General features: G+C 44.0%; 21 protein-coding genes. 14 read left to right on the top strand and 7 right to left on the bottom strand.

Annotation, left to right across the window (positions count from 1 at the left end; genetic code table 11):
* Positions 1–34: 34 nt before the first annotated feature.
* From K429_RS0119410 to rpsA, 5 genes are all read right to left on the bottom strand, one after another.
* Complete coding sequence (locus tag K429_RS0119410; protein ID WP_007212919.1) at positions 35–589, bottom strand: RNA polymerase sigma factor; 555 nt, start codon at positions 587–589, stop codon at positions 35–37.
* A 20-nt stretch (positions 590–609) separates the two neighbouring features.
* Entirely contained in the window at positions 610–930 is a 321-nt protein-coding gene (locus K429_RS0119405; protein ID WP_007212918.1) for a T9SS type A sorting domain-containing protein, read from the bottom strand.
* Between the two features lie 102 nt (positions 931–1,032).
* Entirely contained in the window at positions 1,033–1,947 is a 915-nt protein-coding gene (locus tag K429_RS0119400) for a ribonuclease Z (RefSeq protein ID WP_029327756.1), read from the bottom strand.
* Positions 1,948–1,974: 27 nt separating this feature from the next.
* The gene (locus tag K429_RS0119395; RefSeq protein ID WP_029327755.1) at positions 1,975–2,772 is read right to left on the bottom strand and encodes a hypothetical protein; all 798 of its coding nucleotides are present in this window, start codon (positions 2,770–2,772) and stop codon (positions 1,975–1,977) included.
* 196 nt (positions 2,773–2,968) lie between these two features.
* On the bottom strand, positions 2,969–4,765 hold the full coding sequence (gene rpsA, locus K429_RS0119390; protein ID WP_007212914.1) for a 30S ribosomal protein S1: 1,797 nt from the start codon (positions 4,763–4,765) through the stop codon (positions 2,969–2,971).
* A gap of 262 nt (positions 4,766–5,027) precedes the next feature.
* On the opposite strand from rpsA, the gene K429_RS0119385 reads away from it, so the two are divergent.
* Positions 5,028–6,302, top strand: coding sequence for an ATP-binding protein (locus K429_RS0119385; RefSeq protein WP_029327754.1), 1,275 nt, complete (start codon positions 5,028–5,030; stop codon positions 6,300–6,302).
* Between the two features lie 564 nt (positions 6,303–6,866).
* Complete coding sequence (locus K429_RS0119380) at positions 6,867–8,135, top strand: ATP-binding protein (RefSeq protein WP_029327753.1); 1,269 nt, start codon at positions 6,867–6,869, stop codon at positions 8,133–8,135.
* On the opposite strand, the gene coaW is transcribed toward K429_RS0119380, so the two are convergent.
* Both coaW and K429_RS0119370 read right to left on the bottom strand, forming a co-directional pair.
* Positions 8,121–8,945: a type II pantothenate kinase gene (coaW, locus tag K429_RS0119375; RefSeq protein WP_029327752.1), complete on the bottom strand. Its 825-nt coding sequence runs from the start codon at positions 8,943–8,945 to the stop codon at positions 8,121–8,123. The genes K429_RS0119380 and coaW overlap by 15 nt on opposite strands.
* Positions 8,946–9,950: 1,005 nt before the next feature.
* Positions 9,951–10,184: a YecH family metal-binding protein gene (locus K429_RS0119370; RefSeq protein WP_007212906.1), complete on the bottom strand. Its 234-nt coding sequence runs from the start codon at positions 10,182–10,184 to the stop codon at positions 9,951–9,953.
* Positions 10,185–10,334: 150 nt separating this feature from the next.
* Between K429_RS0119370 and K429_RS0119365 the strand changes: the two genes are divergently transcribed.
* From K429_RS0119365 to K429_RS0119310, 12 genes are all read left to right on the top strand, one after another.
* Positions 10,335–12,746: a TonB-dependent receptor gene (locus tag K429_RS0119365; protein ID WP_029327751.1), complete on the top strand. Its 2,412-nt coding sequence runs from the start codon at positions 10,335–10,337 to the stop codon at positions 12,744–12,746.
* Positions 12,747–12,890: 144 nt separating this feature from the next.
* Positions 12,891–13,301, top strand: a complete 411-nt coding sequence (mce, locus tag K429_RS0119360; RefSeq protein WP_007212904.1) for a methylmalonyl-CoA epimerase — start codon at positions 12,891–12,893, stop codon at positions 13,299–13,301.
* A gap of 113 nt (positions 13,302–13,414) precedes the next feature.
* Positions 13,415–14,968 (top strand): acyl-CoA carboxylase subunit beta, encoded by a 1,554-nt coding sequence (locus K429_RS0119355; protein ID WP_007212903.1) that lies wholly within the window; start codon positions 13,415–13,417, stop codon positions 14,966–14,968.
* A gap of 32 nt (positions 14,969–15,000) precedes the next feature.
* Entirely contained in the window at positions 15,001–15,930 is a 930-nt protein-coding gene (locus tag K429_RS0119350) for an OadG family transporter subunit (RefSeq protein WP_029327750.1), read from the top strand.
* A 22-nt stretch (positions 15,931–15,952) separates the two neighbouring features.
* Positions 15,953–16,381: a biotin/lipoyl-containing protein gene (locus K429_RS0119345; protein WP_007215595.1), complete on the top strand. Its 429-nt coding sequence runs from the start codon at positions 15,953–15,955 to the stop codon at positions 16,379–16,381.
* Position 16,382: 1 nt separating this feature from the next.
* The gene (locus tag K429_RS0119340; protein ID WP_007215594.1) at positions 16,383–17,543 is read left to right on the top strand and encodes a sodium ion-translocating decarboxylase subunit beta; all 1,161 of its coding nucleotides are present in this window, start codon (positions 16,383–16,385) and stop codon (positions 17,541–17,543) included.
* Between the two features lie 184 nt (positions 17,544–17,727).
* A complete protein-coding gene (locus tag K429_RS0119335; RefSeq protein WP_029327749.1) occupies positions 17,728–19,095 on the top strand; it encodes a tetratricopeptide repeat protein in 1,368 nt (455 codons plus the stop codon).
* Between the two features lie 111 nt (positions 19,096–19,206).
* Positions 19,207–21,057 carry a glycoside hydrolase family 13 protein gene (locus tag K429_RS0119330; protein ID WP_029327748.1) on the top strand — a complete coding sequence of 617 codons (1,851 nt, stop codon included), beginning with the start codon at positions 19,207–19,209 and terminating at the stop codon, positions 21,055–21,057.
* 181 nt (positions 21,058–21,238) lie between these two features.
* On the top strand, positions 21,239–21,679 hold the full coding sequence (locus K429_RS0119325; RefSeq protein ID WP_007215588.1) for a MarR family winged helix-turn-helix transcriptional regulator: 441 nt from the start codon (positions 21,239–21,241) through the stop codon (positions 21,677–21,679).
* On the top strand, positions 21,657–22,982 hold the full coding sequence (locus K429_RS0119320) for a TolC family protein (protein WP_029327747.1): 1,326 nt from the start codon (positions 21,657–21,659) through the stop codon (positions 22,980–22,982). Before K429_RS0119325 ends, K429_RS0119320 begins: the two co-directional genes overlap by 23 nt.
* A 37-nt stretch (positions 22,983–23,019) precedes the next feature.
* Positions 23,020–24,087, top strand: coding sequence for an HlyD family secretion protein (locus K429_RS0119315; protein ID WP_029327746.1), 1,068 nt, complete (start codon positions 23,020–23,022; stop codon positions 24,085–24,087).
* A 12-nt stretch (positions 24,088–24,099) separates the two neighbouring features.
* The gene (locus K429_RS0119310) at positions 24,100–25,695 is read left to right on the top strand and encodes an MFS transporter (protein WP_022394340.1); all 1,596 of its coding nucleotides are present in this window, start codon (positions 24,100–24,102) and stop codon (positions 25,693–25,695) included.
* The last annotated feature ends 1 nt before the right edge of the window (position 25,696 follow it).

Here is a 25,696-nt window from a genome sequence, read left to right as displayed (position 1 = left end):
TCTGTTAGGTTAGACTATGTTTTGGGGTAAAGGTTTAAACCTCTCCCTCCAAAAACTTCTCGATTTTTTTCACGGCATGATGATAAGAGGCTTTCAGAGCGCCGACAGATGTGCCGAAGATGTCGGACATCTCCTCGTATTTCATTTCCTGGTAATACTTTAAGTTGAATACCATACGTTGTTTTTCCGGCAGTGTAAGCAGTGCTTTCTGTAGCGACTTCTGTGCCCGGTCACCGGAGAAATAGGGATCGCTTTCCAGCTTCTGAAGTACAGAAGCATCTTCATCATCGATAGAAACAGTAGTTACAGCGCGTTGTTTATTTAGGAAAGTCAAACATTCATTCAAAGCGATGCGATAGAGCCAGGTAGAAAGCTTCGCATCTCCACGGAAATAATCGATATTGGTCCATGCCTTAATGAACGTGTTCTGAAGTAAGTCATTGGCATCTTCATGCAAAAGCACCATACGACGGATCTGCCAGTATAATTGTTCGCTATATTGCGCAACAATCAACTCAAACCCTCGCTTTTGTGTACTTTCATCTTGTAGAAGCTCCAACACTTCGCGTTCATTATAGGAAGGATTCATAAGTATCTATTCCGTTTCGTTTATTTGATTACCACTTTCCGCACGACATTCCCAATCTTAAAGATGTAATAACCTTTAGGCAAATTCACCTGAACGGTGACATCCGTAGAGTCAATGCGTATCGTGGTAAGTTTCACGCCTACAATATTGTAGACTTCCATCTGGGAGCCGGGTTCTGCATTCTGCACACGTACCCGGTTTTCTGCCGAAACAGTCAGCACAATAGTAGAAGACGGCTGCTCTTTCTGAGCCGTTTCCTGCTTCCGACCGTCCTGCGCCCATGCCACGGACTGCGACGAAAAAGTCAACAAAAAGAAAAAACAGTAGAGTAACTTTCTCATCTATAAGCCTATGTTTTCAGATTATTCCGTACAAATATACGGCATTCGGTTCGATAAAACAAAAAACAGACGGTTAAATGATAATTTGTTAGTGATTATCATTTATACCTCCAAACACAGCGTTTCCTTAGCCAGCACTGTTTCGGGGAAAACATCCGAAGTTTCTTTAAGCAAAACATTCTCATCTTCATAGCGGGCAGAAAAATGCCCGATCACCAATTTCTTCACTCCTGCCGCCTTGGCTATCTCTCCCGCCTGAGCAGCAGTAGTATGAAAAGTTTCTTTGGCACGAGGCAAGTCTGCATTTGCAAAAGTGGCCTCATGGAATAGCAAATCTACTCCTTTTATCTGTTCTGCAATCTCAGGCATATAGATGGTATCCGAACAATAGGCATAACTACGCGGTAGATCAGACGGACGTGTCAGTAAAGAATTGGAAATGATTTTACCTTCCGGAGTCACATAGTCTTCTCCATTCTTTATCCTATTCAACTCATATACCGGCACTTCATAAAAGTCGACCATCTCCCGAATGATATGATTGGGCCGCTGCTTCTCTGCAAACAGAAAGCCACAACAAGGCATACGATGACGCAATGGAATGGTAGTCACTGTCAGAGAACGGTCTTCATAGATCATTCCGGGTTCTTTCGTCTCAAACTCATGGAAAAGAACCTTATACGTCATTTGCCGGCAAAAGAAACTTAGCATCGGAGCCAATAGGGTTTCCAATCCTTTCGGTGAATGAATATGCAACTCAGCCGTACGCCCCAGCAGATTGAGCGTAGATATCAATCCCAACAAACCAAAGCAATGATCTCCATGCAGATGAGAAATAAAAATATGATTCAAGCGGGAAAACTTCAGTCGGGACTTGCGGAATTGCAATTGCGATCCTTCTCCGCAGTCTATCATATAAAGTTTGTCACGCACATTCACCACTTGCGAAGTGGCAAAATGACGGGTAGTAGGCAGCGCAGAACCGCAGCCCAGTATATGTAATTCAAACTTTTCCATTAGCAATACATTCTGAACAATCCTTATTTATTTGGACAGAAGCTCTTTTAGTTCAACAACAGTAAAAAGGTATTCTATATTTTCACCAGAGGTATCACCTACATATCGGTATGCTATCCCTTTATTATCCTTCACACATGCTTCCAGGAACATTTTTAAGGAAGGTTCGGATACATTCAAAGCCCCCTTTATATTCTGTTTCATCTGCTCCTCATTACTCTTTAAAGCAGCCATTGCTACTTTTTCTTCATCAATCGTATAATTGTATACCACTTTATCCGCCTCTATCGTTAACTTATTAAGAATGGTAGCCTCATCTATCGTCATCGGACATGACACATTGGTAACATTCACCAGTTCTTCCAACTTCTGCCGCTCACTCTCTTTTTCCGTTCCCTTCTGGTTCAAGATGCGTTTCAGTTCTTCAGTGTCCAGTCTACATTCCACTTCTTTGCCGGTAGACTTTCCTTTATATATTAATCTAATACCGGATTTAGTATCCACCACCATTTTCAGCATTGACTTTATTTCCCCTTTCGGATTCTTGAACATAACCATTACAGCAGACTTCATTGCATCGGTATTCTTCCCCAAGGCATCCAAGTCCAGATAGTCTTCATTCATCAACAGACTGTATATCACATCCGTTCCATCAAAAGTAATACTCGATATTTCGCCTGTCGTTCCTATACTCATAGGACACTGCTTATTAGCCATTTCTATTGCTAATTTCAGTTGAGACTTCCGACTGCATCCGGTCAGCAAGATGAGAGACAAACAGATCAGCAACATAATGCTTCCCAAATTCTTAATAATGTTTCGCATAGTAAATCTACATTTAATTATTTATACCATTCAGAACGCGGTAGATTCAGAGCCACCACATTCAACCACTATTCTGCAAAGATAATCATAAAATAAAAAAGCACACTTTATTCCCCAAGATTCTACCCAAATATAAAAAAAAGAGAGGACACTTTCAAGTAAGTGCCCTCTCGTCTTTATCTATCTATAGAAGTGATTACTTCTTTCCAGCTTCCATTTGCTCTTTCAAAGCAGCCAGAGCGTCGATGTCGCCCAGAGTAGTAGAAGCAGCCTGGTTTTGAATAGCCGGAGCGTCTTCTCTCTTATTGCCAGCCGGCTTCTTACCAGCAGCCTTCTTTTCAGCTCTTTCTTCTGCCTTTGCAGCATCTTCGAAGATACGGCTGTGAGAAAGGATGATACGCTTAGCATCTTTGTTGAACTCGATAACCTTGAATGACAGTTTCTCATCCATCTGAGCCTGAGAACCATCTTCCTTAACGAGGTGTTTCGGAGTAGCGAAACCTTCTACGCCATAAGGCAGAGCAACAACAGCACCCTTATCCAGCATTTCGATGATAGTACCTTCGTGTACAGAACCTACAGTGAATACTGTTTCGAATACATCCCAGGGGTTTTCTTCGAGTTGCTTGTGGCCAAGGCTCAAGCGACGGTTTTCTTTGTCGATTTCCAGTACCTGAACTTCGATGTCTGCACCGATCTGAGTGAATTCAGAAGGATGTTTAACCTTCTTAGTCCAAGACAAGTCAGAGATGTGGATCAAGCCGTCAACACCTTCTTCGATTTCAACGAATACACCGAAGTTAGTGAAGTTACGAACTTTAGCAGTGTGCTTAGAACCTACAGGATACTTCTCTTCGATAGTTTCCCAAGGATCTTGCTTCAGTTGTTTGATACCCAAAGACATCTTACGTTCTTCGCGGTCCAGAGTCAGAACTACTGCTTCCACTTCGTCACCTACCTTCATGAAGTCTTGTGCAGAACGCAAGTGTTGTGACCAAGACATTTCAGATACGTGGATCAAACCTTCAACGCCCGGAGCGATTTCGATGAATGCACCGTAGTCAGCCATAACCACTACTTTACCCTTCACCTTGTCACCCACTTTCAGTTCAGCGCTAAGAGCATCCCAAGGATGCGGAGTGAGTTGCTTCAGACCGAGAGCGATACGCTTCTTCTCATCGTCGAAATCAAGGATAACAACGTTGAGCTTCTGGTCGAGTTCAACCACTTCCTTCGGATCGCTTACGCGGCCCCAAGACAGGTCAGTGATGTGAATCAAGCCGTCTACGCCACCCAGGTCGATGAATACACCATAAGATGTGATATTCTTAACGGTACCCTCAAGAACTTGTCCTTTTTCGAGTTTACCGATAATTTCTTTCTTCTGTTGTTCCAGTTCAGCTTCGATAAGAGCCTTGTGAGAAACAACCACGTTCTTGAATTCCTGGTTGATCTTAACAACCTTGAATTCCATAGTTTTGCCAACGAATACATCGTAGTCGCGGATAGGTTTCACGTCGATCTGAGAACCCGGCAAGAAAGCTTCGATACCGAATACGTCTACGATCATACCACCCTTTGTGCGGCACTTGATGTAACCCTTGATAATTTCTTCGTTTTCCAAAGCAGCGTTCACACGATCCCAAGAGCGAGTAGCGCGAGCTTTACGGTGAGACAGAACCAACTGTCCTTTTTTGTCTTCCTGGTTTTCGATGTATACTTCTACAGTATCACCGATCTTCAAGTCAGGATTGTAGCGGAATTCATTCAGAGGAATGATACCGTCTGATTTGTAACCGATGTTCACAACAACTTCACGTTTGTTCATTGCGATTACAGTTCCGTCAACTACCTCACGGTCGTTAACTTTGTTAAGCGTACTGTCGTAAGCCTTTTCCAACTCTTCGTGGCTGGCACCACCGAAGGTTTCGCCATTTTCATAAGCATCCCAGTTGAAGTCTTCAACAGGCGCTACATTTTTTAAGTTTTCCATTAAATAAAATAAGTTGTTTAATAATTAATTGAGTGAGACATTATATTAGCTCATAAATTCGGGCGCAAAGATAGGAGTATTTTCTTGAAGAGCAAAAAGTTCCATCTGAAATTTCTAGGTATTTTTACATCCGAACGGTATAGAACAATCGGTAGTATAGCCTAAGGTGTTTTGTATAGGAAACAAAAAAGCATAAAATTCGTTCTGCATACAAAACAAAAGTATTATATTTGCCATCAATTCTTACATAATTCATGTTCTTATGGTAGAAAGAGAAGTAATCCGCAGAATCATCATAGAGGGTCAGGAGTTCGTGAATGAAATTTCTCTAACAGAACGTCCGTTCTTTTTTGAGCAGAAGGGGAACTACGTATTCGTAGGTATCCGACAAGCCGGAAAATCCTATTTACTTTATCAGCGCATCCAGCAACTACTACGCGAAGAGCATAACATCAATGAAATTGTTTATATCAATTTTGACGATGAGCGCCTCCGACAAATGACAGCGGATGATTTAGACCTAATCCTGCAAGCATATCATAGCCTGTTTGATTTGCGTCCTTTACTTTTCTTTGATGAGATACAGAATATCGAAGGTTGGGAACACTTTGCCCGACGCCTGGCAAACCAGAAGTATAACATTTACATCACCGGTAGCAATGCCAAAATGCTGAGCCGGGAAATTGCCACTACATTGGGGGGACGTTTCTGGAATAAAGATGTCTATCCTTATTCCTTTGCTGAATATCTGAATGCCCGGGATATCATTTTATCCAAGAACTGGATGTATGGCAAACAAGCTGCCGAAGTAAGCAAGGCCTTCAATGACTACTTCCTGTATGGGGGCTTTCCTGAATTAACCGATGTCATAGCTAAAAGAGTCTGGCTGAATGACATTTACAGTAAAATATTCTTCAGCGATTTAATTGTGCGAAACAAAGTTCGAAACGAAGAAGCTTTGGGATTACTGGTGCGAAGGTTGGCCGAGAATGTCAAGCAACCTGTTTCATATACACGATTGGCTAACTTAATCAGTTCTATTGGCATAAAAATAAGCAAAGCAACCGTCATCGAGTTCATCCGTTATTTAAAAGAATCCTGCCTCATATTCCCTATAGAGAATTATGCCGCCAAATTTGCCGAGCGCAATTCAAACATGAAGCATTATTTTATAGACAATGGCTTACTGAGTATCTTTTTGCTTGATGGCAATACTTCTCTTTTAGAAAACATCGTCGCTATTCATTTATATAAGAGATACGGTGCCCAGCTCTACTTCTACAACCAAAACATAGAAGTGGATTTCATCATACCGGAAGCAAAAACGGCTATTCAAGTCAGCTACTCTCTGATGGATGAAACAACCTGTCGGCGAGAAGTGGAAGGCCTCATCAAGCTAAACCGTGTTTTTCCAATGGATAATATGTGTATTATCACACGGGATGAAGAACGGATTATTACTCACGAAAGCGGTGTCTCTATTCATGTGATTCCTGTTTGGAAATGGCTGTTGGAAGAGGAACCGTTGCGAACTTGAAAACCGAATTGTTGTCAAGAGCAGATTTACATATTATTAACTCCTCTAAGCGAATTTAGATAGCCGACTGCATTGCTGGCACACTTACGGAACAGATGATGCGCTTGCCACAAACAGACGATGCATTTGCCACATGTAAACAAGACAAATGCCACACTTTAATCCTCCAAATGCCACATGTTAGTGGGTGAAACCTGTGGCATTTCACCTGCCGAGGTGTGGCATTCGGGAAACTGAGGTGTGGCATCGGGAGTATTTGGAGTGTGGTATTCAGGAAGCATGAAAAGGGAGGATACAGAAATGAAGAGAAGCAATGCTCCTCCTCTTATGCTAATTTAAAATTGAATATGAGTTAAGATTACGGATACAAATATACTACATACAAAAGCCGAAGTCAAGCTTTTCACCGTATTTTTCTGAAACATAAGCATAAACTTTAGACTGCTTTATTGCTTCCTAAAAGGATTTTAAGTATCTTTGTCCAAACGATTGGATAAAAACACCACCGTTTCATCCAAAAGATTGGATAAACCACCTTGCTTTTTATCCAGCAGATTAAACAGTATGGATAAGCAACTATTAAAATCAGTCATGCTGGACAATCAGAAAGAGGTTCAGCGTTACGAGGTCTTCAAGAGAGACTTTCATTTTGAAGATTTCGGTAATTATGTACTTATAGGCATCAGGCGCGCCGGAAAATCTTTCTTGATCTATCAACGCATCCAGCAATTACTCACTGAAGGCGTTGGATGGGACAGTATGCTATATATCAACTTCGAAGATGAACGCTTAGACGGATTGCAAGTTTCCGAGCTCAACCTCATCATTGAAGCTCACCTCGAAATGTATGGAAAGAGGCCTATACTTTTCCTCGACGAAATACAAAATATAGAAGGCTGGGAAAAGTTTGCCCGACGCTTAGCGGATGAAAAATATAAGGTATACATCACCGGAAGCAATGCCAAAATGCTTAGTAGTGACATACAAACGACATTAGGAGGCAGGTATATTACAATCAATGTATATCCTTACAGTTTCCCGGAATTTCTGGAAGTCCACCACACGGCTTATGACGAGCTGTCTCTATTGGGTACAGAATCCAGAGCTGCCGTAATGAACCGTTTTATTGACTACTTCCATAATGGCGGTTTCCCCGAAGGTGCACTTCTTGCAGCAAAAAGGAACTATCTCACCAGCGTATATCAAAAGATATATTTAGGAGATATCGCTGCCAGAAATGCCATAACGAACACTTTCGGGCTGAAGATTATGATTAAAAAACTGGCGGAAAGCATAAAACAACCTATATCTTTCAACCGTATAGCCAATATAGTATCCACTACGGGCAGCAAACTCAGCACAACTTCTGCCATAAAATACGTTGAATATGCAGAGTCGGCCTGGCTTCTTCAACGCATCAATAATATTGCCGCTAAACTGGCTGAAAAAGAAAGCAACAGCAAATATTATTTCACAGATAATGGAATACTCAATTTATTCCTGATAGACGGAAATACATCTTTGCTTGAAAATCTGGTAGCAATCAGCCTGATTCGCCAATTCGGGAAAGAAGATGCCGTATTCTTTTATAATAAAGGGATAGAAGTCGATTTCTATATTCCGGAAAAAGAATGGGCCATACAGGTATCATATAGTATAAAAGACTTGGAAACCAGGGAACGGGAAACGGATGCATTAATAAAACTGTCCAAGGTATTGCCTTGCAAACGGTTTCTCGTTATCACTTTCGATGAGGAAAGTGTGCTGCAAATGGATAATCATTCAAGAATAGAAGTGATCCCTGTATGGAAGTGGCTGCTAATGCTTAGATAAATATGCCAGTGCCGCCCCTATCGCCGTCCTATACTCCGCATAGGGTGGAATATGGAAGTGCACCCCATATATCTTTTCCATATTCGGAAAAACCTCCTGGCACTGCGGAAATTTAGTAAGATTACCAATCAAGACGAAATCTTTGATAGGACCATTCAGCGCAGACAACACAGCTGCACCACCTATCGTTTGCAGCACCATATAAATAATCCCTTTTGCAATATCTTCCTGCGAAGCGTTACTATCCGCTTTTCCGAACAGCGAAGCAGTAGCATGCACCGGAAGATCCGGCAAAGGACGATTGCAAATATCTCCAATCTGCAAGTTTACACGGGTAATGTCGCCTTTCTCGGCAATTGCTGCAATCTGCCTGAAATCATGCGTCTTCAGCAACAAGCGGGAAAGTCCCTGCAAAGTACCTCCACCAATTGCCATACCACCAATATGATCTATCTTTTCTCCGTTGATTCTTACGAAAGAAGTGCCCGTTCCCATGCTTACCACGATCAGCTGGTCAATATCCGTGGCATGACGTGCACCCAACCCATTGGCTATAAACTCATCGACCTTATCCGTGGGTAAACCATACAACGGACTATCTACAAATGCACTACCCACACCTGTCAGCATCACTTGCTCTATATCCGAAAGCTGAATACCATTATCATAAATATACTTCCCGAAAGCCCCGAACAAAGAAGTAACCGGATCAGTCGCAGTGATAAACATCGGTGACTGTATCTGTTCTCCGTTGATTCCAACAATTTTTGTAGTACTTCCGCCAACGTCTATTCCTATTACAATTCCCATAGTTTCAATATTGTATTCGGCTACAAAGGTACAAATTGTTTTATTGTAGATGTGTATTCAAATCTTTTTTGTTGCATACATAAAGCCCCGTTACAAAAAGTTTATTCACACCTTTCCCTACACGCTTGCACTCATGTCTTGTATCTCCTTGTTCATCGGGGTTAGAGCGGTGGTGGCAGCAAATAGAAATAAAGTGTAGGCAAATTTGCTTGCACCAAGTAAAATGAATATATATCGCTTATAATCTGTCAAATACATCATGTAAGATGCTTAAAATGGCTGTTTGGTAACCAGCTATTTTCATGCCGTTTTATGAGGAAAAGTATGGAGGGTATGCCATTTTTTTACTTGGTATACGCCTTTATCCGTTCAGTACATCACAATCTTGCGTCAACCGGCCTACATTTCTTTCACTAACCGCCTATGTTTCTTCTGTTTACAACCTATATTTCTTCCACTGACAAACGATATTTCGGTATGTCCACATATGTGGTTCAGGAGCTTCACATTAGTGAAGCAGCACACTCACAATTGTGAAGCACATAAACCACATCTGTAGGCACACAAAAGTAAAGCATCCGAAGCTAAAGAAAGTACTATGTAAGAGCTAGTTAAAGAGTATGTAAAGCAGAAAGAAGCGTAAAGTAAAAAGACATGCAAAGTGGAAGGGGCATGCAAAATACATGGGCAACTATAATTACAAAACGGCACTTCAAAGTCGATGCTTAATTATTGATTATCAGAAAAGTATAAGAATTCCGTTTTCTGTCAGCAAGAAGTTAAAAGTTTGTCGACAAGGAGTTAACTTCTTGTTCACAAACTCTTAACTTCCTGTAAGCAGAGAATATAAGATTTTTCCATTATTTTACAAAAAGAGAGACGGATTCTATTTTTTCCATTTTGAGGGAAAGTTGACTGGTTTCCGTCCTTTCTGGTGTAATAATGAAACAGGTCCGCTTTATCCGCGTACCTATTTCATACCACTGTGAACTAAAGTTATCAGCATCAATGACTGCAAACCTTCGTTATATCCACCGTAAATCCATCGTCAGCAGGCATAAACTTACCTTTCGCTTTCAGAAACTCTATCAATTTATCCGCATCCATATCTTCTGCCGAGCAAGTATAGAAATGTTGATGCTCACCGAATTTCTGGATGATTGCCTCTTTTAATGATGATTCCGAATAACTGTTGCCTTCCATCATGTGAAGGACTTCATGAGCATGTAATTGTTCCATAATCTATTTTTTCTGCAAAGATAGCACGAAACACGGATTGGAGTTGTAACATATGTGACACGAACCTATAAAAAATAAAGAAGCAAAGTTAAAAGCTCTTTTTTACCTCCTGATATACGTTTCGGGAAGTTTCTCCGTTATAGAAAAGGTATGAGACATTTTTGGTTACTGACAGCTCTTATAATACTATTCTCCACTCCCGCCCTTGCCCAAAAAACAGTCAAGATAGGCGGAACGGTTACGGATGAAAATGGCAATCCGATTGAATTGGCAACAATACGATTGGAAGGGACGGCTATAGGCACAGTCAGCAACCTGAAAGGGAGATATTCACTGAAATTCGAAAGCCGGGACAGCGTAACGGTCATCTTCTCCATGCTGGGGTACCAAACCCGCAAACGAAAATTAGTACGCCCGCAGGGAAATATCAGTCTGAACATAACCTTACCCCCGATGAACTTTGAACTGGGCGAAGTAAGCGTAACAGAGCGCCGCCGGCAAACCGGAACCATCCAACAGATAGAAACCAAACAAAACCGCCTGGCCCCCGACGCTTCGGGCGGAAGCATAGAAGCCGTGATAGCCACGCAGGCCGGAGTGAGTAGCAACAATGAGCTCAGCTCGCAATACAACGTACGCGGCGGTAGTTTCGACGAGAACATGGTGTACGTCAACGGCATTGAAATATACCGTCCCTTGCTGATCCGTTCCGGGCAACAGGAAGGATTGAGTTTCATCAATCCCGATATGGTGCAATCCGTCGGCTTCTCCACGGGAGGCTATGAAGCCAAGTACGGGGACAAGATGTCATCCGTGCTGGACATCACTTACAAGAAACCCGAACGATTGGAAGGAAGTGCCTCCGTCAGCCTGTTGGGAGCCTCGGCATACGTAGGAATTGCCACCAAGAAGCTAACCTGGACAAACGGCATCCGTTATAAAACCAACCAATATCTGCTCGGCACGCTGGATACAAAAGGAGAATACGACCCGCGTTATATCGACTATCAGACTTATCTGAACTGGACACCTTCGAAGCGTTGGGAAATAGGTGTCATCGGAAATATTTCAGAAAACCGCTATAACTTCCAGCCGGAAGACCGCTACACCCGCTTCGGCACTCTCAGCAATGTACGTGAGTTTAAAGTCTATTTTGAAGGACAGGAGAAAGATTTATTCCGCACCCTGTTCGGAACCGCCTACGCCACCTACCGACTGAATGAACAGAACAGTCTGACCCTGCAAGCCTCCGCCTTCCACACGAAAGAACAGGAAACGTACGACATCACCGGGCAATACTGGCTGAACTCCCTGGACAGCGGAACGCAAGTAGACGGCACTACCAACGAAGAGGAAACTTCCGAAACCATCGGCGTGGGAACTTACATGGAACATGCCCGCAATTACCTTACCGCAGAAGTACAAAGTTATTCCATCACAGGCCGCCACCGACTGAAAAGCCACTCCCTGCAATGGGGTGCGGAGTTCAAACGGGAGCGCATCAAAGACCGGATGCGCGAATGGGAAATGCGCGACTCTGCCGGATACTCCATGCCACAAACTTCCGAAGGACCAGAACTCTTCTACACCCTCCGTTCGCGCAACGAAACGGACAGCAAACGATACGGATTTTACCTGCAAGATACATACCGCTTCCGCTCCACCGCCGGACTATTCACCCTGACTGCCGGCATACGAGGCAGTTACTGGGACTGGAACAAAGAATTCATTTTCAGCCCGCGTGCCTCCCTGGCTCTGATTCCGGCATTCAATGAGAAATTCACCCTGAGAGTAGCTGCCGGAGTCTATTACCAGGCACCATTCTATAAAGAATTCCGGGATACCACCCAGGTGGACGGGATAGCTACCGTATCTCTGAACCGTGACATCCGTTCGCAACGCTCCCTGCACTTCGTGGCAGGTGGCGACTATAATTTCCGTGCCATGGACCGCCCGTTCCGCTTCTCCATGGAAGTGTATTACAAAGCATTGAGCAATCTCATACCTTATAATATAGATAATGTACGGATTAGTTATTACGGACGCAACCTTTCCAAAGGTTACGCCACCGGTATCGACATGAAACTGTTCGGTGAATTTGTTCCCGGAACAGACTCTTGGCTGAGCTTCTCTCTGATGAAAACCGAAGAGAAAATAAACGGACAATGGCTCCCCCGTCCCACCGATCAGCGCTACCGTCTTTCGCTCTATTTTACGGATTATTTTCCCGGTAGCCGCAAGTGGAAAATGAACCTGAAAGGTACACTTGCCGGAGGTCTTCCCTTCGGCCCTCCACATAGCGGACGCGAGGCTGCCGTGTTCCGTACATCCCCTTACCGACGTGTGGATATAGGTATGTCCCGCTGTATTATCGACCGCAGTGAACGCGAAAATCAGCGTGGTATCCGCAGCCTTTGGTTGGGGGTGGATATTTTCAATTTGCTAAATATCAGCAACGTCAACTCCTATTATTGGGTGACAGATACCCGAAATAATCAGTTTGCAGTACCCAATTACCTGACATCTCGTCAGATTAACGTCCGCCTGTTGCTCGACTTCTGAACAGAAGTCTAAAAAAACCTTTCTAAACTTCAAATATCCAATAATTAATTGACGAAAAATTTCTCTATTAAGGAAGAAATCTCTTTCTTTGTGCTGTTTTATGCCTTTGATTAAGACATTATACCAACATTAATAAATATAGTTATGAAGATTTCACACATTGAGCATCTGGGCATTGCTGTTAAGAGCATTGAAGAAGCCCTGCCGTATTACGAGAACGTATTAGGTCTGAAGTGCTACAACATCGAAACTGTAGAAGACCAGAAAGTAAAAACCGCTTTCCTGAAAGTTGGTGACACTAAAATCGAACTTCTCGAACCGACCTCTCCCGAAAGTACTATTGCTAAGTTCATCGAAAACAAAGGTGCAGGCGTTCATCACGTGGCATTTGCTATCGAAGATGGTGTAGCAAACGCATTAGCTGAAGTAGAAGCTGCAGGCGTTCGCTTAATCGACAAGGCTCCGCGCAAAGGTGCTGAAGGTCTGAACATTGCTTTCTTACACCCGAAATCAACATTGGGCGTATTGACAGAACTTTGCGAAAAGCCGGAATAATATGCTTTAATTACGAATTTAGGAATGACGAATTACTTATTTTACAGGCAGTTCGTCATTTGTAATTCATAATTCACAATAAAAAATAGTATTAACCCATTATATTTAATAAAATGAGTAATCAACTTGAAAAGATTAAAGAGCTTATAGATCGCCGCGCAGCTGCACGTCTGGGTGGTGGTGAAAAAGCGATTGCCAAACAGCATGAGAAAGGTAAATATACAGCTCGTGAGCGCATAGCCATGCTTCTCGACGAAGGTAGTTTCGAAGAAATGGATATGTTTGTAGAGCACAGATGTACCAACTTCGGTATGGAAAAGAAACACTATCCCGGTGATGGTGTTGTGACCGGTTGTGGTACTATCGACGGTCGTTTGGTTTATCTGTTCGCACAGGACTTTACAGTTTCTGCCGGTTCTTTGTCTGAAACGATGTCTCTGAAGATCTGTAAGATTATGGATCAGGCTATGAAAATGGGTGCTCCTTGTATCGGTATCAACGACTCGGGTGGTGCACGTATCCAGGAAGGTATCAACGCTTTGGCTGGTTATGCTGAAATCTTCCAGCGCAATATCCTGGCATCAGGTGTTATCCCGCAGATATCAGGTATCTTCGGTCCTTGTGCCGGTGGTGCTGTTTACTCTCCTGCACTGACTGACTTCACGTTGATGATGGAAGGTACTTCTTATATGTTCCTTACCGGTCCGAAGGTAGTTAAGACTGTAACAGGTGAAGACGTAACTCAGGAAAATCTGGGTGGCGCAAGTGTTCACTCTACCAAATCAGGTGTAACTCACTTCACTGCCAAGACTGAAGAAGAAGGTTTGGCTTTGTTGCGTAAGCTGTTGAGCTACATTCCCCAGAACAACCTGGAAGAAGCTCCTTACGTAGATTGCACCGATCCTATCGACCGTCTGGAAGATTCTCTGAATGAAATCATCCCCGATAGCCCGAACAAGCCGTATGATATGTACGAAGTAATTGCTGCTATTGTTGACAACGGTGAGTTCCTCGAAGTTCAGAAAGATTACTCAAAGAATATCATTATTGGTTTCGCACGTTTCAACGGACAGTCCGTAGGTATCGTTGCCAACCAGCCGAAGTATCTGGCAGGTGTGCTCGATAGCAACGCATCTCGTAAGGGTGGCCGCTTCGTTCGTTTCTGCGATGCTTTCAATATTCCTATCGTTTCATTGGTAGACGTTCCGGGATTCCTTCCGGGAACAGGCCAGGAATACAATGGTGTAATTCTGCATGGCGCTAAGTTGCTGTATGCTTACGGTGAGGCTACTGTACCTAAGGTAACAGTAACATTGCGTAAGTCTTACGGTGGTTCACACATCGTAATGAGCTGTAAGCAACTCCGCGGTGACATGAACTACGCATGGCCTACTGCTGAAATCGCCGTAATGGGTGGTGCCGGTGCCGTTGAGGTATTGTATGCCCGCGAAGCTAAGGAACAGGAAAATCCTGCTCAATTCCTGGCAGAAAAAGAAGCTGAATACACCAAGCTGTTTGCTAATCCTTACAATGCAGCTAAGTATGGTTACATCGATGATGTGATTGAACCGCGTAACACACGTTTCCGCATTATCCGCGCTTTGCAACAGTTGCAGACTAAGAAATTGTCCAACCCAGCTAAGAAGCATGGTAATATTCCTTTGTAATCAGGCTTTTAACACTAAAAACAAGAACGATTATGAATAAAACAAAAATCGGAATATTCTTTACCTTGCTGCTGGTGTTAGGTGTATGCTCTTCCTGCGGAGAGAAGAAATCGAACAATAAGCTGGTGCTGAATGAAGTGCTGATTACCAACGAAGGTAATTATCAGGACGATTACGGCCTGCACAGCGCATGGATTGAAATATTCAACAGATCATACGGCAGCGCCGACCTGGCAGGCTGTTATCTGAAATTTAAAAATGGTCGAGATAGTGCCAGCTATTTTATCCCCAAAGGTGATATTCTGACTTTGGTGAAACCTCGTCAGCATGCATTATTCTGGGCCGATGGAGAAGCAAGACGTGGTACATTCCACACAAACTTCACCTTGAATCCGGATGACACAAACTGGATTGGCTTATATGATTCAGGACGCAATTTATTGGATTCGATAGTCATACCGGCAGGCGTATTACAAGCTAACCAATCTTATGCACGCATAAGTGATGCGGCCGAAAAATGGGAAGTTAAAGACGGTAGTGCAGAGAAATACGTAACTCCGAGTACCAACAACAAAACTATCGACAGCAATGCTAAGATGGAGAAATTCGAAGAGCATGATAGCGACGGTATCGGTATGTCTATTTCTGCCATGAGTGTAGTATTCTGCGGTTTGATTCTGCTTTTCATTGCTTTCAAGATTGTTGGCAGGGTATCTGTAAGCCTCAGTAAGCGTAATGCAATGAAGGCTAAAGGTATTACTGACAAACAGGAAGCTAAAGAAAAGAAACTGGGCGAAGCTCCGGGAGAAATATTTGCTGCTATTGCCATGGCTATGTACGAGATGCAAAGCGATGTACACGATGTGGAAGACACCGTTCTTACTATCACCCGTGTAAAACGCAGCTATTCACCATGGAGTTCGAAGATTTACACATTGCGTGAAACTCCTCAGAAAAAGTAATCACCTATAAATTGATAAAACAATGAAAGAATATAAATATAAAATCAACGGTAATACATATAAAGTTACCATTGGAGATATCGACGAAAATATCGCTCATGTAGAAGTGAACGGTACTCCCTACAAGGTAGAAATGGAAAAGGCACCGAAAGTGGTTGTTAAACCGGTAGTACGTCCTACAACTCCGGCTCCCGCTCCTGCAACTCCGGTAGTGAAACCGGCTGCTGCTTCTACTGGCAAGTCAGGTGTTAAATCACCGCTTCCTGGTGTTATCCTCGACATCAAAGTCAATGTGGGTGATACAGTGAAGAGAGGACAAACCATTATTATCCTTGAGGCTATGAAGATGGAGAACAATATCAACGCCGACAAAGACGGTAAAATTACTGCGATCAACGTAAGTAAAGGAGATTCCGTTCTCGAAGGTAATGACCTTGTAATTATTGAATAATATGGGAGAATTTATCACATTTATAGGAAACAACCTTGCCGACTTCTGGACGTACACGGGTTTTGCCAATGCAACGGTAGGCCACGTTGTTATGATCCTGGTAGGTTTGTTCTTCATATACTTGGCGGTAGCCAAGGAATTTGAACCGATGCTGCTGATTCCTATCGGATTCGGTATGCTGATCGGTAATATTCCTTTCAACATGGAAGCCGGACTGAAAGTTGGTATCTATGAGGAAGGTTCTGTACTCAACATCTTATATCAGGGAGTAACCTCCGGTTGGTATCCACCGCTCATCTTCTTGGGCATTGGTGCTATGACGGACTTCTCGTCTCTGATATCCAATCCTAAGTTGTTACTAATCGGTGCTGCTGCTCAGTTTGGTATCTTCGGTGCTTACATGATCGCTTTGGAAATAGGTTTCGATCCTATGCAAGCCGGTGCAATCGGTATCATCGGTGGTGCCGACGGTCCGACGGCTATCTTCCTTTCATCCAAGCTGGCCCCTAATCTGATGGGTGCGATTGCGGTATCAGCCTATTCGTACATGGCGTTGGTACCGGTAATCCAGCCGCCTATCATGCGCCTGTTGACCAACAAGCACGAACGTCTGATCCGTATGAAACCGCCGCGTGTAGTTTCTCACACGGAGAAAGTTATCTTCCCGATTATCGGTTTGTTGCTGACTTGTTTCCTTGTTCCGTCCGGTCTGCCTTTGTTGGGTATGCTGTTCTTCGGTAACCTGTTGAAAGAAAGTGGAGTAACCCGTCGTTTGGCTGAAACGGCACGTGGTCCGCTGATTGATACAATTACTATCTTATTAGGTTTGACAGTAGGTGCCTCTACTCAGGCTTCTGAGTTCCTGACACTCGACTCTATCAAGATCTTCGGTCTGGGTGCATTGTCATTCGTAATTGCTACCGCTTCAGGTGTGATCTTCGTGAAGATTTTCAACCTCTTCCTGAAGAAAGATAATAAGATCAACCCGTTGATCGGTAATGCAGGTGTATCTGCCGTACCTGATTCGGCACGTATCTCTCAGGTAGTAGGTCTGGAATATGATCCTACAAACTACCTGCTGATGCACGCCATGGGTCCGAACGTTGCAGGTGTAATCGGTTCAGCAGTAGCTGCCGGTATCTTGCTGGGATTCTTGATGTAAAAGATATGTGCGTTGAGTGGTATCTTTGCCATTCAAAACATCCGGTATATTTTAGCGCTCCTTCGGTTGAAGGGGCGCTATTTTTATTCGTTAATCTATCTAAAAGAAGCTACGAATATTTCGTAAAGTAAATCTTTTTAGTAACTTGCAGCCAATTAAGCAATACTTTAAAGATAAAAAGACTATGCGGAAACTCTTTATTCTACTCTTTTTCAGTGCCTCTTCATTGCTGATGGCACAAAATACCAACCCTATTCAGGAAGCAATGGCAAACTATGATTATGAGACGGCACTGACGCTCATTGATAAGGAGACGCCGACTGTTCCCCTACTCTATCAAAAAGGGAAAGCGCTAAAAAGTCTTGGCAACAACAGGGAAGCGCTTCAAGTATATGAAGAAGTCGTGATGCAAGATTCTCTGAATCCACGAGCTTATATTGAAGCAGCAGAGTGCTGCAAGTCATTATTAAAAAATAAACAGGCATTAAAATATTATCAAAAGGCAGTGGACCTGAATCCGGATAATAAATATGCCCGTATCCAATACATTACTCTATTACTGAATCAGCGGAAATTCGATGAAGCATTGGGAGAGAGCAGTCTACTTACAGAAACAGATAGCTCGGCTGTTGCATTACATCTACAAGCTCAAAGTTTTGAAGGGGTAGATGACATTTTAGCAGCATTGGGATGCTATGAAAACATACAGGAAAAATATCCCAACGACTTTCTGGCTGCTGCCAAAGCAGCAAGACTGCACATCGAAGGAGCATTTTATAATTATGCTATAGAAGCTACTGAAAAATACCGCCAAATAGACAGTACAAACGTGGTTGTAAACCAACAAAATGCATTGGCATACTGCCTGATGAAAGATTATCAGACCGCAATACAGAGATACGAACAGTTACTAAGCCTAGGGGACAGTACATTTACCACCTGTTATTATTTAGGAGTCAGTTACTACGCAGTAGAAAAGTTTTATGAAGCACATGATATACTGGAAGTAGCTCGCCAATATGATAAGCGTAATGTGAATCTGCTATATTATTTAGGACGCTCCTGTTCCAAAACGTCATGGAAGGATCAAGGAGTTGCATATCTGGAAGAAGCTGTGGCATATGCTACCCCACCCGATAGTGCTATGGTACGCCTCTATGTCGGCCTCACAGACTGTTATAAAATGGCACTAATGCCTAAAGAGCAAATCAAAACGATGCAAGACAGATATGATAAATATGATATAGAAAATCATAAGCTCTTGTATGACATGGCATATGTTTACCAATATCAGTTGAAAGATAAAAAGAATACAGAACGTTGTCTGGAGGCTTTCCTTAAAACGCGTCCCAAAAACAGCAGTGAGCAACCCGAAACAGATGATAAAGGAAATGTAATATTAGGATTAAGTACTTATTATGGTGCGGCCGAAACTTGGCTGAAAGATCTTCGCGAGAAAAAGAAAGTGGATGACTTCTTTCAGGGGAAAGTGATTGCAGTACCAACAAATACGAAAAAGACAGAAACTTCCAGAGACACAGTAAAGAAGTGAAAACGTTTGCATAACATTATAAAGTATATAATAGCGGAGTAGCGGCAGCTTTCTCCGCTATTTGCTTATATTAGCACCAAAATACGGATATAATAACGAAAAGCTAATATCATGAAAAAATTATTCCTTATCCTGGGAACGTTTTTACTTTCCCTTAGTACGTATGCAGCTATGAACGTAAACAAAATCGACCCTCCGTTTTGGTACGCCGGAATGCAAAATCCCGAACTCCAACTTATGGTCTACGGTGAAGACATCGGTAACTCTTCCGTTACTGTCAACTATCCCGGCGTTTCTTTGAGCAGCACTGTCAAGCTGGAAAGCCCGAACTACCTGATTGTCTACCTGAGACTGGAGAAAGACGTGAAACCCGGTAAAGTAGCTCTCACTTTTGCACAAGGCAAAAAGAAAATCGTCAAAGAGTATGAACTGAAAGCACGCGGCAAGAAAAGCTGTGAACATACAGGTTTTGATGCTTCCGACGCCCTCTACCTGTTGATGCCCGACCGCTTTGCAAACGGCAATCCGGACAATGACCAAATCCCCGGCATGGCCGAATACAAAGTAGACCGCAATGATCCGAACGCCCGCCATGGTGGTGACCTTGCAGGTATCGAGCAAAATCTGGATTACTTCTCCGACCTGGGTATAACCGCTCTTTGGTTCACTCCGGTACTAGAAAACAACATGACCGGCGGTTCGTACCACGGCTATGCTACTACCGATTACTATAAAGTTGATCCGCGTTTCGGCACCAACGAAGAGTATCAGCAACTGATATCCAAATGCCACGACCGCGGCATCAAGATTGTAATGGATATGATCTTCAACCACTGCGGCGTAGAACATCCATGGATTAAAGATATGCCGTCTAAAGACTGGTTCAACAATCCCGATCATGAAAAGAACTTTGTGCAGACTTCTTTCAAACTGACTCCGCACGTTGATCCTTATACTTCACAATACGACTTCGACCAGATGAACGACGGTTGGTTTGTTACCGCTATGCCGGACCTTAACCAAAAGAACCCGCACGTATATCGCTACCTGGTACAGAATAGCTTCTGGTGGATTGAGTACGCCAATATCGACGGTATCCGCATGGACACTTATCCGTATGCCGACTATGACGCCATGAGCAACTGGATGAAAGAGCTGAACGAAGAATACCCCAACTACAACACCGTAGGCGAAACCTGGGTTACCGAACCGGCTTATACAGCTTGGTGGCAAATGGATTCCAAACTCTCTGCCCCGAAGAACAGTAACCTGAAAACCGTTATGGACTTCAGCTTCTTCGATAAAATCAATACTGCCAAGAACGAGCAGACCGAAACATGGTTCAAAGGTCTGGACCGCGTGTACAATAGCTTCGTATACGACTTTCTCTACCCCAACCCGGCTTCCGTACTGGCGTTTATCGAAAACCATGATACCGACCGCTTTCTGGGTGAAGGCGACAATCTGCCAATGCTGAAACAAGCTTCTACCTTGCTACTTACCACCCGCCGTATTCCGCAACTCTACTATGGTACGGAAATCATGATGAACGGCGTAAAGAGCAAGAGTGACGGATACGTTCGTAAAGACTTCCCCGGTGGATGGACTGGCGATACAGAAACTGCACTGACAGCCGCAGGACGCAGCAAGATACAGAACGAATGTTATAACTTCTACAAGACCTTATTGAACTGGCGTAAAGGAAACGATGTTATCGCCAAAGGTAGCATGGTGCAATTCATGGTACAGAATGGTGTTTACGCGTATGCCCGCCAGCACGAAGGTAAAACCGTATTCGTAATGTTGAATGGTACAGATGCCGAAACTACTGTTCCTTTGAAATTCTACAAAGAAATATTGAAAGATTCCAAACAAGGAAAAGATATTCTTAGTGGAAAGACAGTTGCATTCGGTGAATCGCTGACAATGGGACCAAGAGAATCATTGGTTATCGAATTATAAATCGTATTTCAATTATAACAGAAGGGTATAGAAATAAGCTTTCTATACCCTTTCTTTATTCATAAAAGTATATTCTCTAATCTTTCTTCCAAACCTCCCCTCACAAATATTAGTCAAACATTTGACTAATTCCAATAAAAAGCTCTACCTTTGCGCCCGAAAAATAAAAAGCAACGTAGCAATGGAGAATTACAATTCATCCCGCGGGCTTATCCAGCAAATGCTAAGAACCCGCATGGCATTCCGCCAAGCTCTGCAACGCGTTTTGAAACGCAATAACATAGATATCACCTTTGAAATGTTACAAGTACTGAGTTCCCTGTGGCAGGAACAAGGAATCAGCCAGCAGGCATTAGCCGAAAAGACAGCCAAAGACAAAGCTTGCATGACTAATCTGATGGCAAACCTCGAAAAGAAAGGCTGGATCATGCGCCAGGAAGACCCTAACGACCGCCGTAACCGACTTGTGTACCTCACTCCCGCAGGAGAAGAGATATCCGACCGTGTACGCCCGCTCATCAAGGATTTTTATACCCAGACGGGCCAACTGATGGGAATAGAGAACCTAAACGCATGTTCCAATCAACTAGAGACACTCTATGAGATATTCAACCAGTTCTAATTTTCTTCGCCTCTTGCTCATTCACATACTTGCTGTAGCTCCGCTGTGGCTAACCGCTCAGGAGAATGCACATCTATTATCCGTAGACGAACTTTTCCGTCTGGGCACAGAAAACAGTCTTCAACTTAAAAAGAGCAAACTACAAGAGGTTATTTATAACGACCAAAAGAAGTCTGCATACACAGACCGATTGCCAGATATCCAAGTAGGTGCCAGCGCCGGAATCATAGGCCAGCCTGTCATCTTTCAGCGGGGACTTTCACACCCCGTGCGCCCCGAAACGCCGGACTGGTCACAAAACTATAATATCAACCTGACGCAACCCCTCTACCAGGGAGGAAGGATACAGGCCCAAATACATCAGGCCGAACTTAAAGAGCAAATAGCCGCCCTAACCAGTGCCGACAACGAAGCCGAAATCAAGCTGGCACTGCTGCAACAGTACATGACGCTTTTCAGTTACTACAAGCAGCGGGAAGTGCTGGCACGCAACATCGAAGAGTCCGAACACCGACTGAAAGATATCCGTCGGATGAAAAAAGAAGGCATAGTCACCCGCAATGATGAAATCCGCAGTGAACTGCAACTGACCAACGACCGCCTGGCCTATCAGGAAGCCGACAACAGCATCTCCATAGCTTCGCAGCAACTCGATATTCTGCTGGGACTGGACGAATCACAACTGATAGCACCGGACACCACTTTACTGTATACCGCCGTCAGTGTGTCTGATTATGATACGTATGTACAATTAGCCTACAACAACTATCCGGGCATGCAGATTGTCCGCCAACAAACCCTGCTGGCAGAAAACGATATCCGGCTGACTAAAGCAAACTACCTTCCCAGCCTGTCACTGCATGCGGGCAACACCCTTGCACGCCCACTCAGCACTACGCTGGCTGACATGTACAACAACAATTGGAACATCGGCCTCAGCCTCTCATACAACCTGTCGTCTCTTTATCAAAATAAGCACAAGATGCACGAAGCCCGGCAGACGGTACAACTTCAAAAGTATGCCGAAGAACTCCTGATGCAGAACGTCCGTATTCAGATCCGAACTGCCTACACCCGCCATAAAGAGGCTCTGAACCGAATAGAAGCCCTGAAGCTCTCTGTCAGCCAGGCAGAAGAAAACTACCGGATTGTGCAAAACCGCTACTTGAACCAGCTTTCCATCCTCACCGACCTGCTGGATGCAAGCAGCGTGCGGCTGGATGCTGAACTGCAACTGACCGTTGCCCGTACGCAGGCCATTTACACTTACTATGAATTACAGCGAACCTGCGGCATGCTTTAATTTTTAATTATTAATTTTTAATTTACAATTGTAATCTATGTCCGAATTACAAAAGAAACATAAGCAACTGAAGAGATTAAGAATAAGGAATATCACCCTCAATACGGTATGTATCCTCCTTGCATTGGCGGGAATTTCATTGACAATCAATTATTTCTGGAAATACGTCCATTACGAAATCACCAATGATGCCGTAGTAGACCAGTATATAGCTCCGCTCAATATCCGCGCTTCGGGTTATATCAAGGAAGTCCGCTTCACGGAGCACCAGCCTGTGCATGCCGGAGACACCCTTCTCATTCTTGACAACCGGGAATACCTCATCAAAGTAAAGGATGCGGAAGCTGCCCTGATGGATGCGAAAGGTGCAAAAGACGTATTAAGTTCCGGCATTCAGACCTCGCAAGTAAATGTAGCCATTCAGGAAGCCAACATTGCAGAAACCAAGGCCAAGCTCTGGCAGCAGGAACAGGATTATCGCCGCTATGCCAACCTGCTTGCCGAAGAATCCGTCAGCCAGCAACAATATGAACAGGTAAAAACGACCTACGAAGCAACCCAAGCACGCTATCAAGCCTTGCTGCAACAAAAGGAAGCGGCAAAATCCCAATACTCCGAAACAAGTAAAAAATCCACCGGCATCGAAGCGAATATCCTTCGCAAAGAAGCAGATCTGGATATGGCAAAATTGAATCTCTCTTATACGATAGTCACCGCTCCTTACGACGGATATATGGGGCGCCGCACCCTCGAACCGGGGCAATTCGTACAAGCCGGGCAAACCATCTCCTATCTTGTACGAGGCAACGACAAATGGATCACCGCCAACTACAAAGAAACGCAGATTTCCCACATCTACATCGGGCAGAAAGTACGCATCAAGGTCGATGCTTTCCGCGAGCATATCTTTCACGGCACTGTTACCGCCATATCCGAAGCAACCGGTTCCAAGTACGCCCTGGTTCCGACTGATAACTCCGCCGGCAACTTCGTCAAAGTGCAGCAACGCATTCCCGTTCGCATCGAGCTGGACGACGCCACTCCCGAAGAGATGAAAAGCCTCCGCGCAGGCATGATGGTAGAAACCGAAGCACTGAGAAAATAAGGAAGTCCACTGATGGTAAAACTGAACCTTCCACTCCGCCCCTGGGTACCGCAATGGCTGGGTATCGTCACTATGTTCGTGGTGATGTTCCCTATCATTATGCTCAACGGAACCTATACGGGAAGCATGCTGGAAGTCAGCAGTACCCTCGGGATACTCAGCGAAGACATCACAATGGGGTATTATGCGGCAGCGGCAGGTATGGCGGTAGCTTATCCCATCATTCCTAAAATTCGTGCGATCGCCACTCCAAAAACGATGCTGCTTACCGACCTGATCCTGCAAATCTTTCTCAGCTACATCTGCGCCCAGGTTGGCAATATGGACATCACCATTATATGCAGCTTCTTCATCGGCTTCCTGAAAGCTTTCATTATGTTGGAGTTTATTATTCAGGTACGCCCGTTCTTCAGTCCGAAGAATGTGCGTAGCGAGTTCTACGCCTACTTCTACCCCATCGTATTTTCCGGCGGACAAATATCCATGGCGCTGACGGCACAATTGGCCTATTACTATCAGTGGCAGTACATGTATTACTTTACAATCCTGCTGATGCTGATTGCCATTATCTTTATCCTGTTGTTTTTCCGGTATGCCAAGCGCCCCATGCGCATCCCTTACAAAGAAATCGACGGAAGAAGCATGTTTATCATAGCTGCTGCATTGCTTTTCAGCATTTACATATTTACCTACGGAAAGACATTAGATTGGTTCTCCTCTCCCAAAATACGGATTTATACGATTGCCATCCCCATACTGATTTACCTTTTCGTCCATCGGCAACGGACCCAGGAGAAGCCGTACGTCAGCCTGAAACCACTCCATCACCATAAATCCATCATCGGATACACTTTCATGGTACTGGTCATGTTTTTCAGTGCCAGTAGTTCCCTGATTACCAATTACCTGAACAGCATTATCCGCGTAGACAGCGTGCATGCCAATTCGCTCAGTCTGATGCTTATACCGGGATTCATTGTGGGAGCCATCATCTGTTTCTGGTGGTTCAGATGGCAGCGATGGCGGTTCCGCTATCTCATTTCCGGAGGAATGTTCTGCTACGTCATCTATCTGGTCATCCTCTACTTCGGCATCACGCCCTACTCCACTTACGAGATGCTTTACTTTCCGGTTTTCCTCCGCGGACTGGGGATGATGACTCTTTTCATAGCCTTCGGTGTATATGTAGTAGAAGATTTGGATCCTAAGCTCATGCTGTCTAACGCTTTCTTTCTGATATCCCTCCGCTCTGTACTGGCTCCGGCAATATCCGCTTCTTTTTTCAGTAACCTGCTCTATTACTTACAAATTAAGGGGATGAACACCCTTTCGGAGCACATGACGCTCACCAATCCACTGGCTTCCTCCCGCTATGCGCAAGCCATGAACAGTGCCTTGGCGCAGGGACACGGATACGATGAAGCCAGCCAGTTAGCCGCCAATAACTTTTATTCCACGCTTCAGCAACAGAGCCTGCTACTGGGCATCAAGACTGTAATCGGCTATCTGCTGATTGCCGCATTGGTTATCGCAGTGGTTTCCGCTTTCATCCCTTTCCATAAGACTCTGAAAGTGGCTGTGGTGAAGACGGGAGACGATATGGTATAAA

Source organism: Bacteroides sp. 14(A) (assembly GCF_000526555.1).
GTDB lineage: Bacteria > Bacteroidota > Bacteroidia > Bacteroidales > Bacteroidaceae > Bacteroides > Bacteroides cellulosilyticus.
Note: the sequence above shows the minus strand (reverse complement) of the source record. Positions and strands in the feature narration are given on the sequence as shown.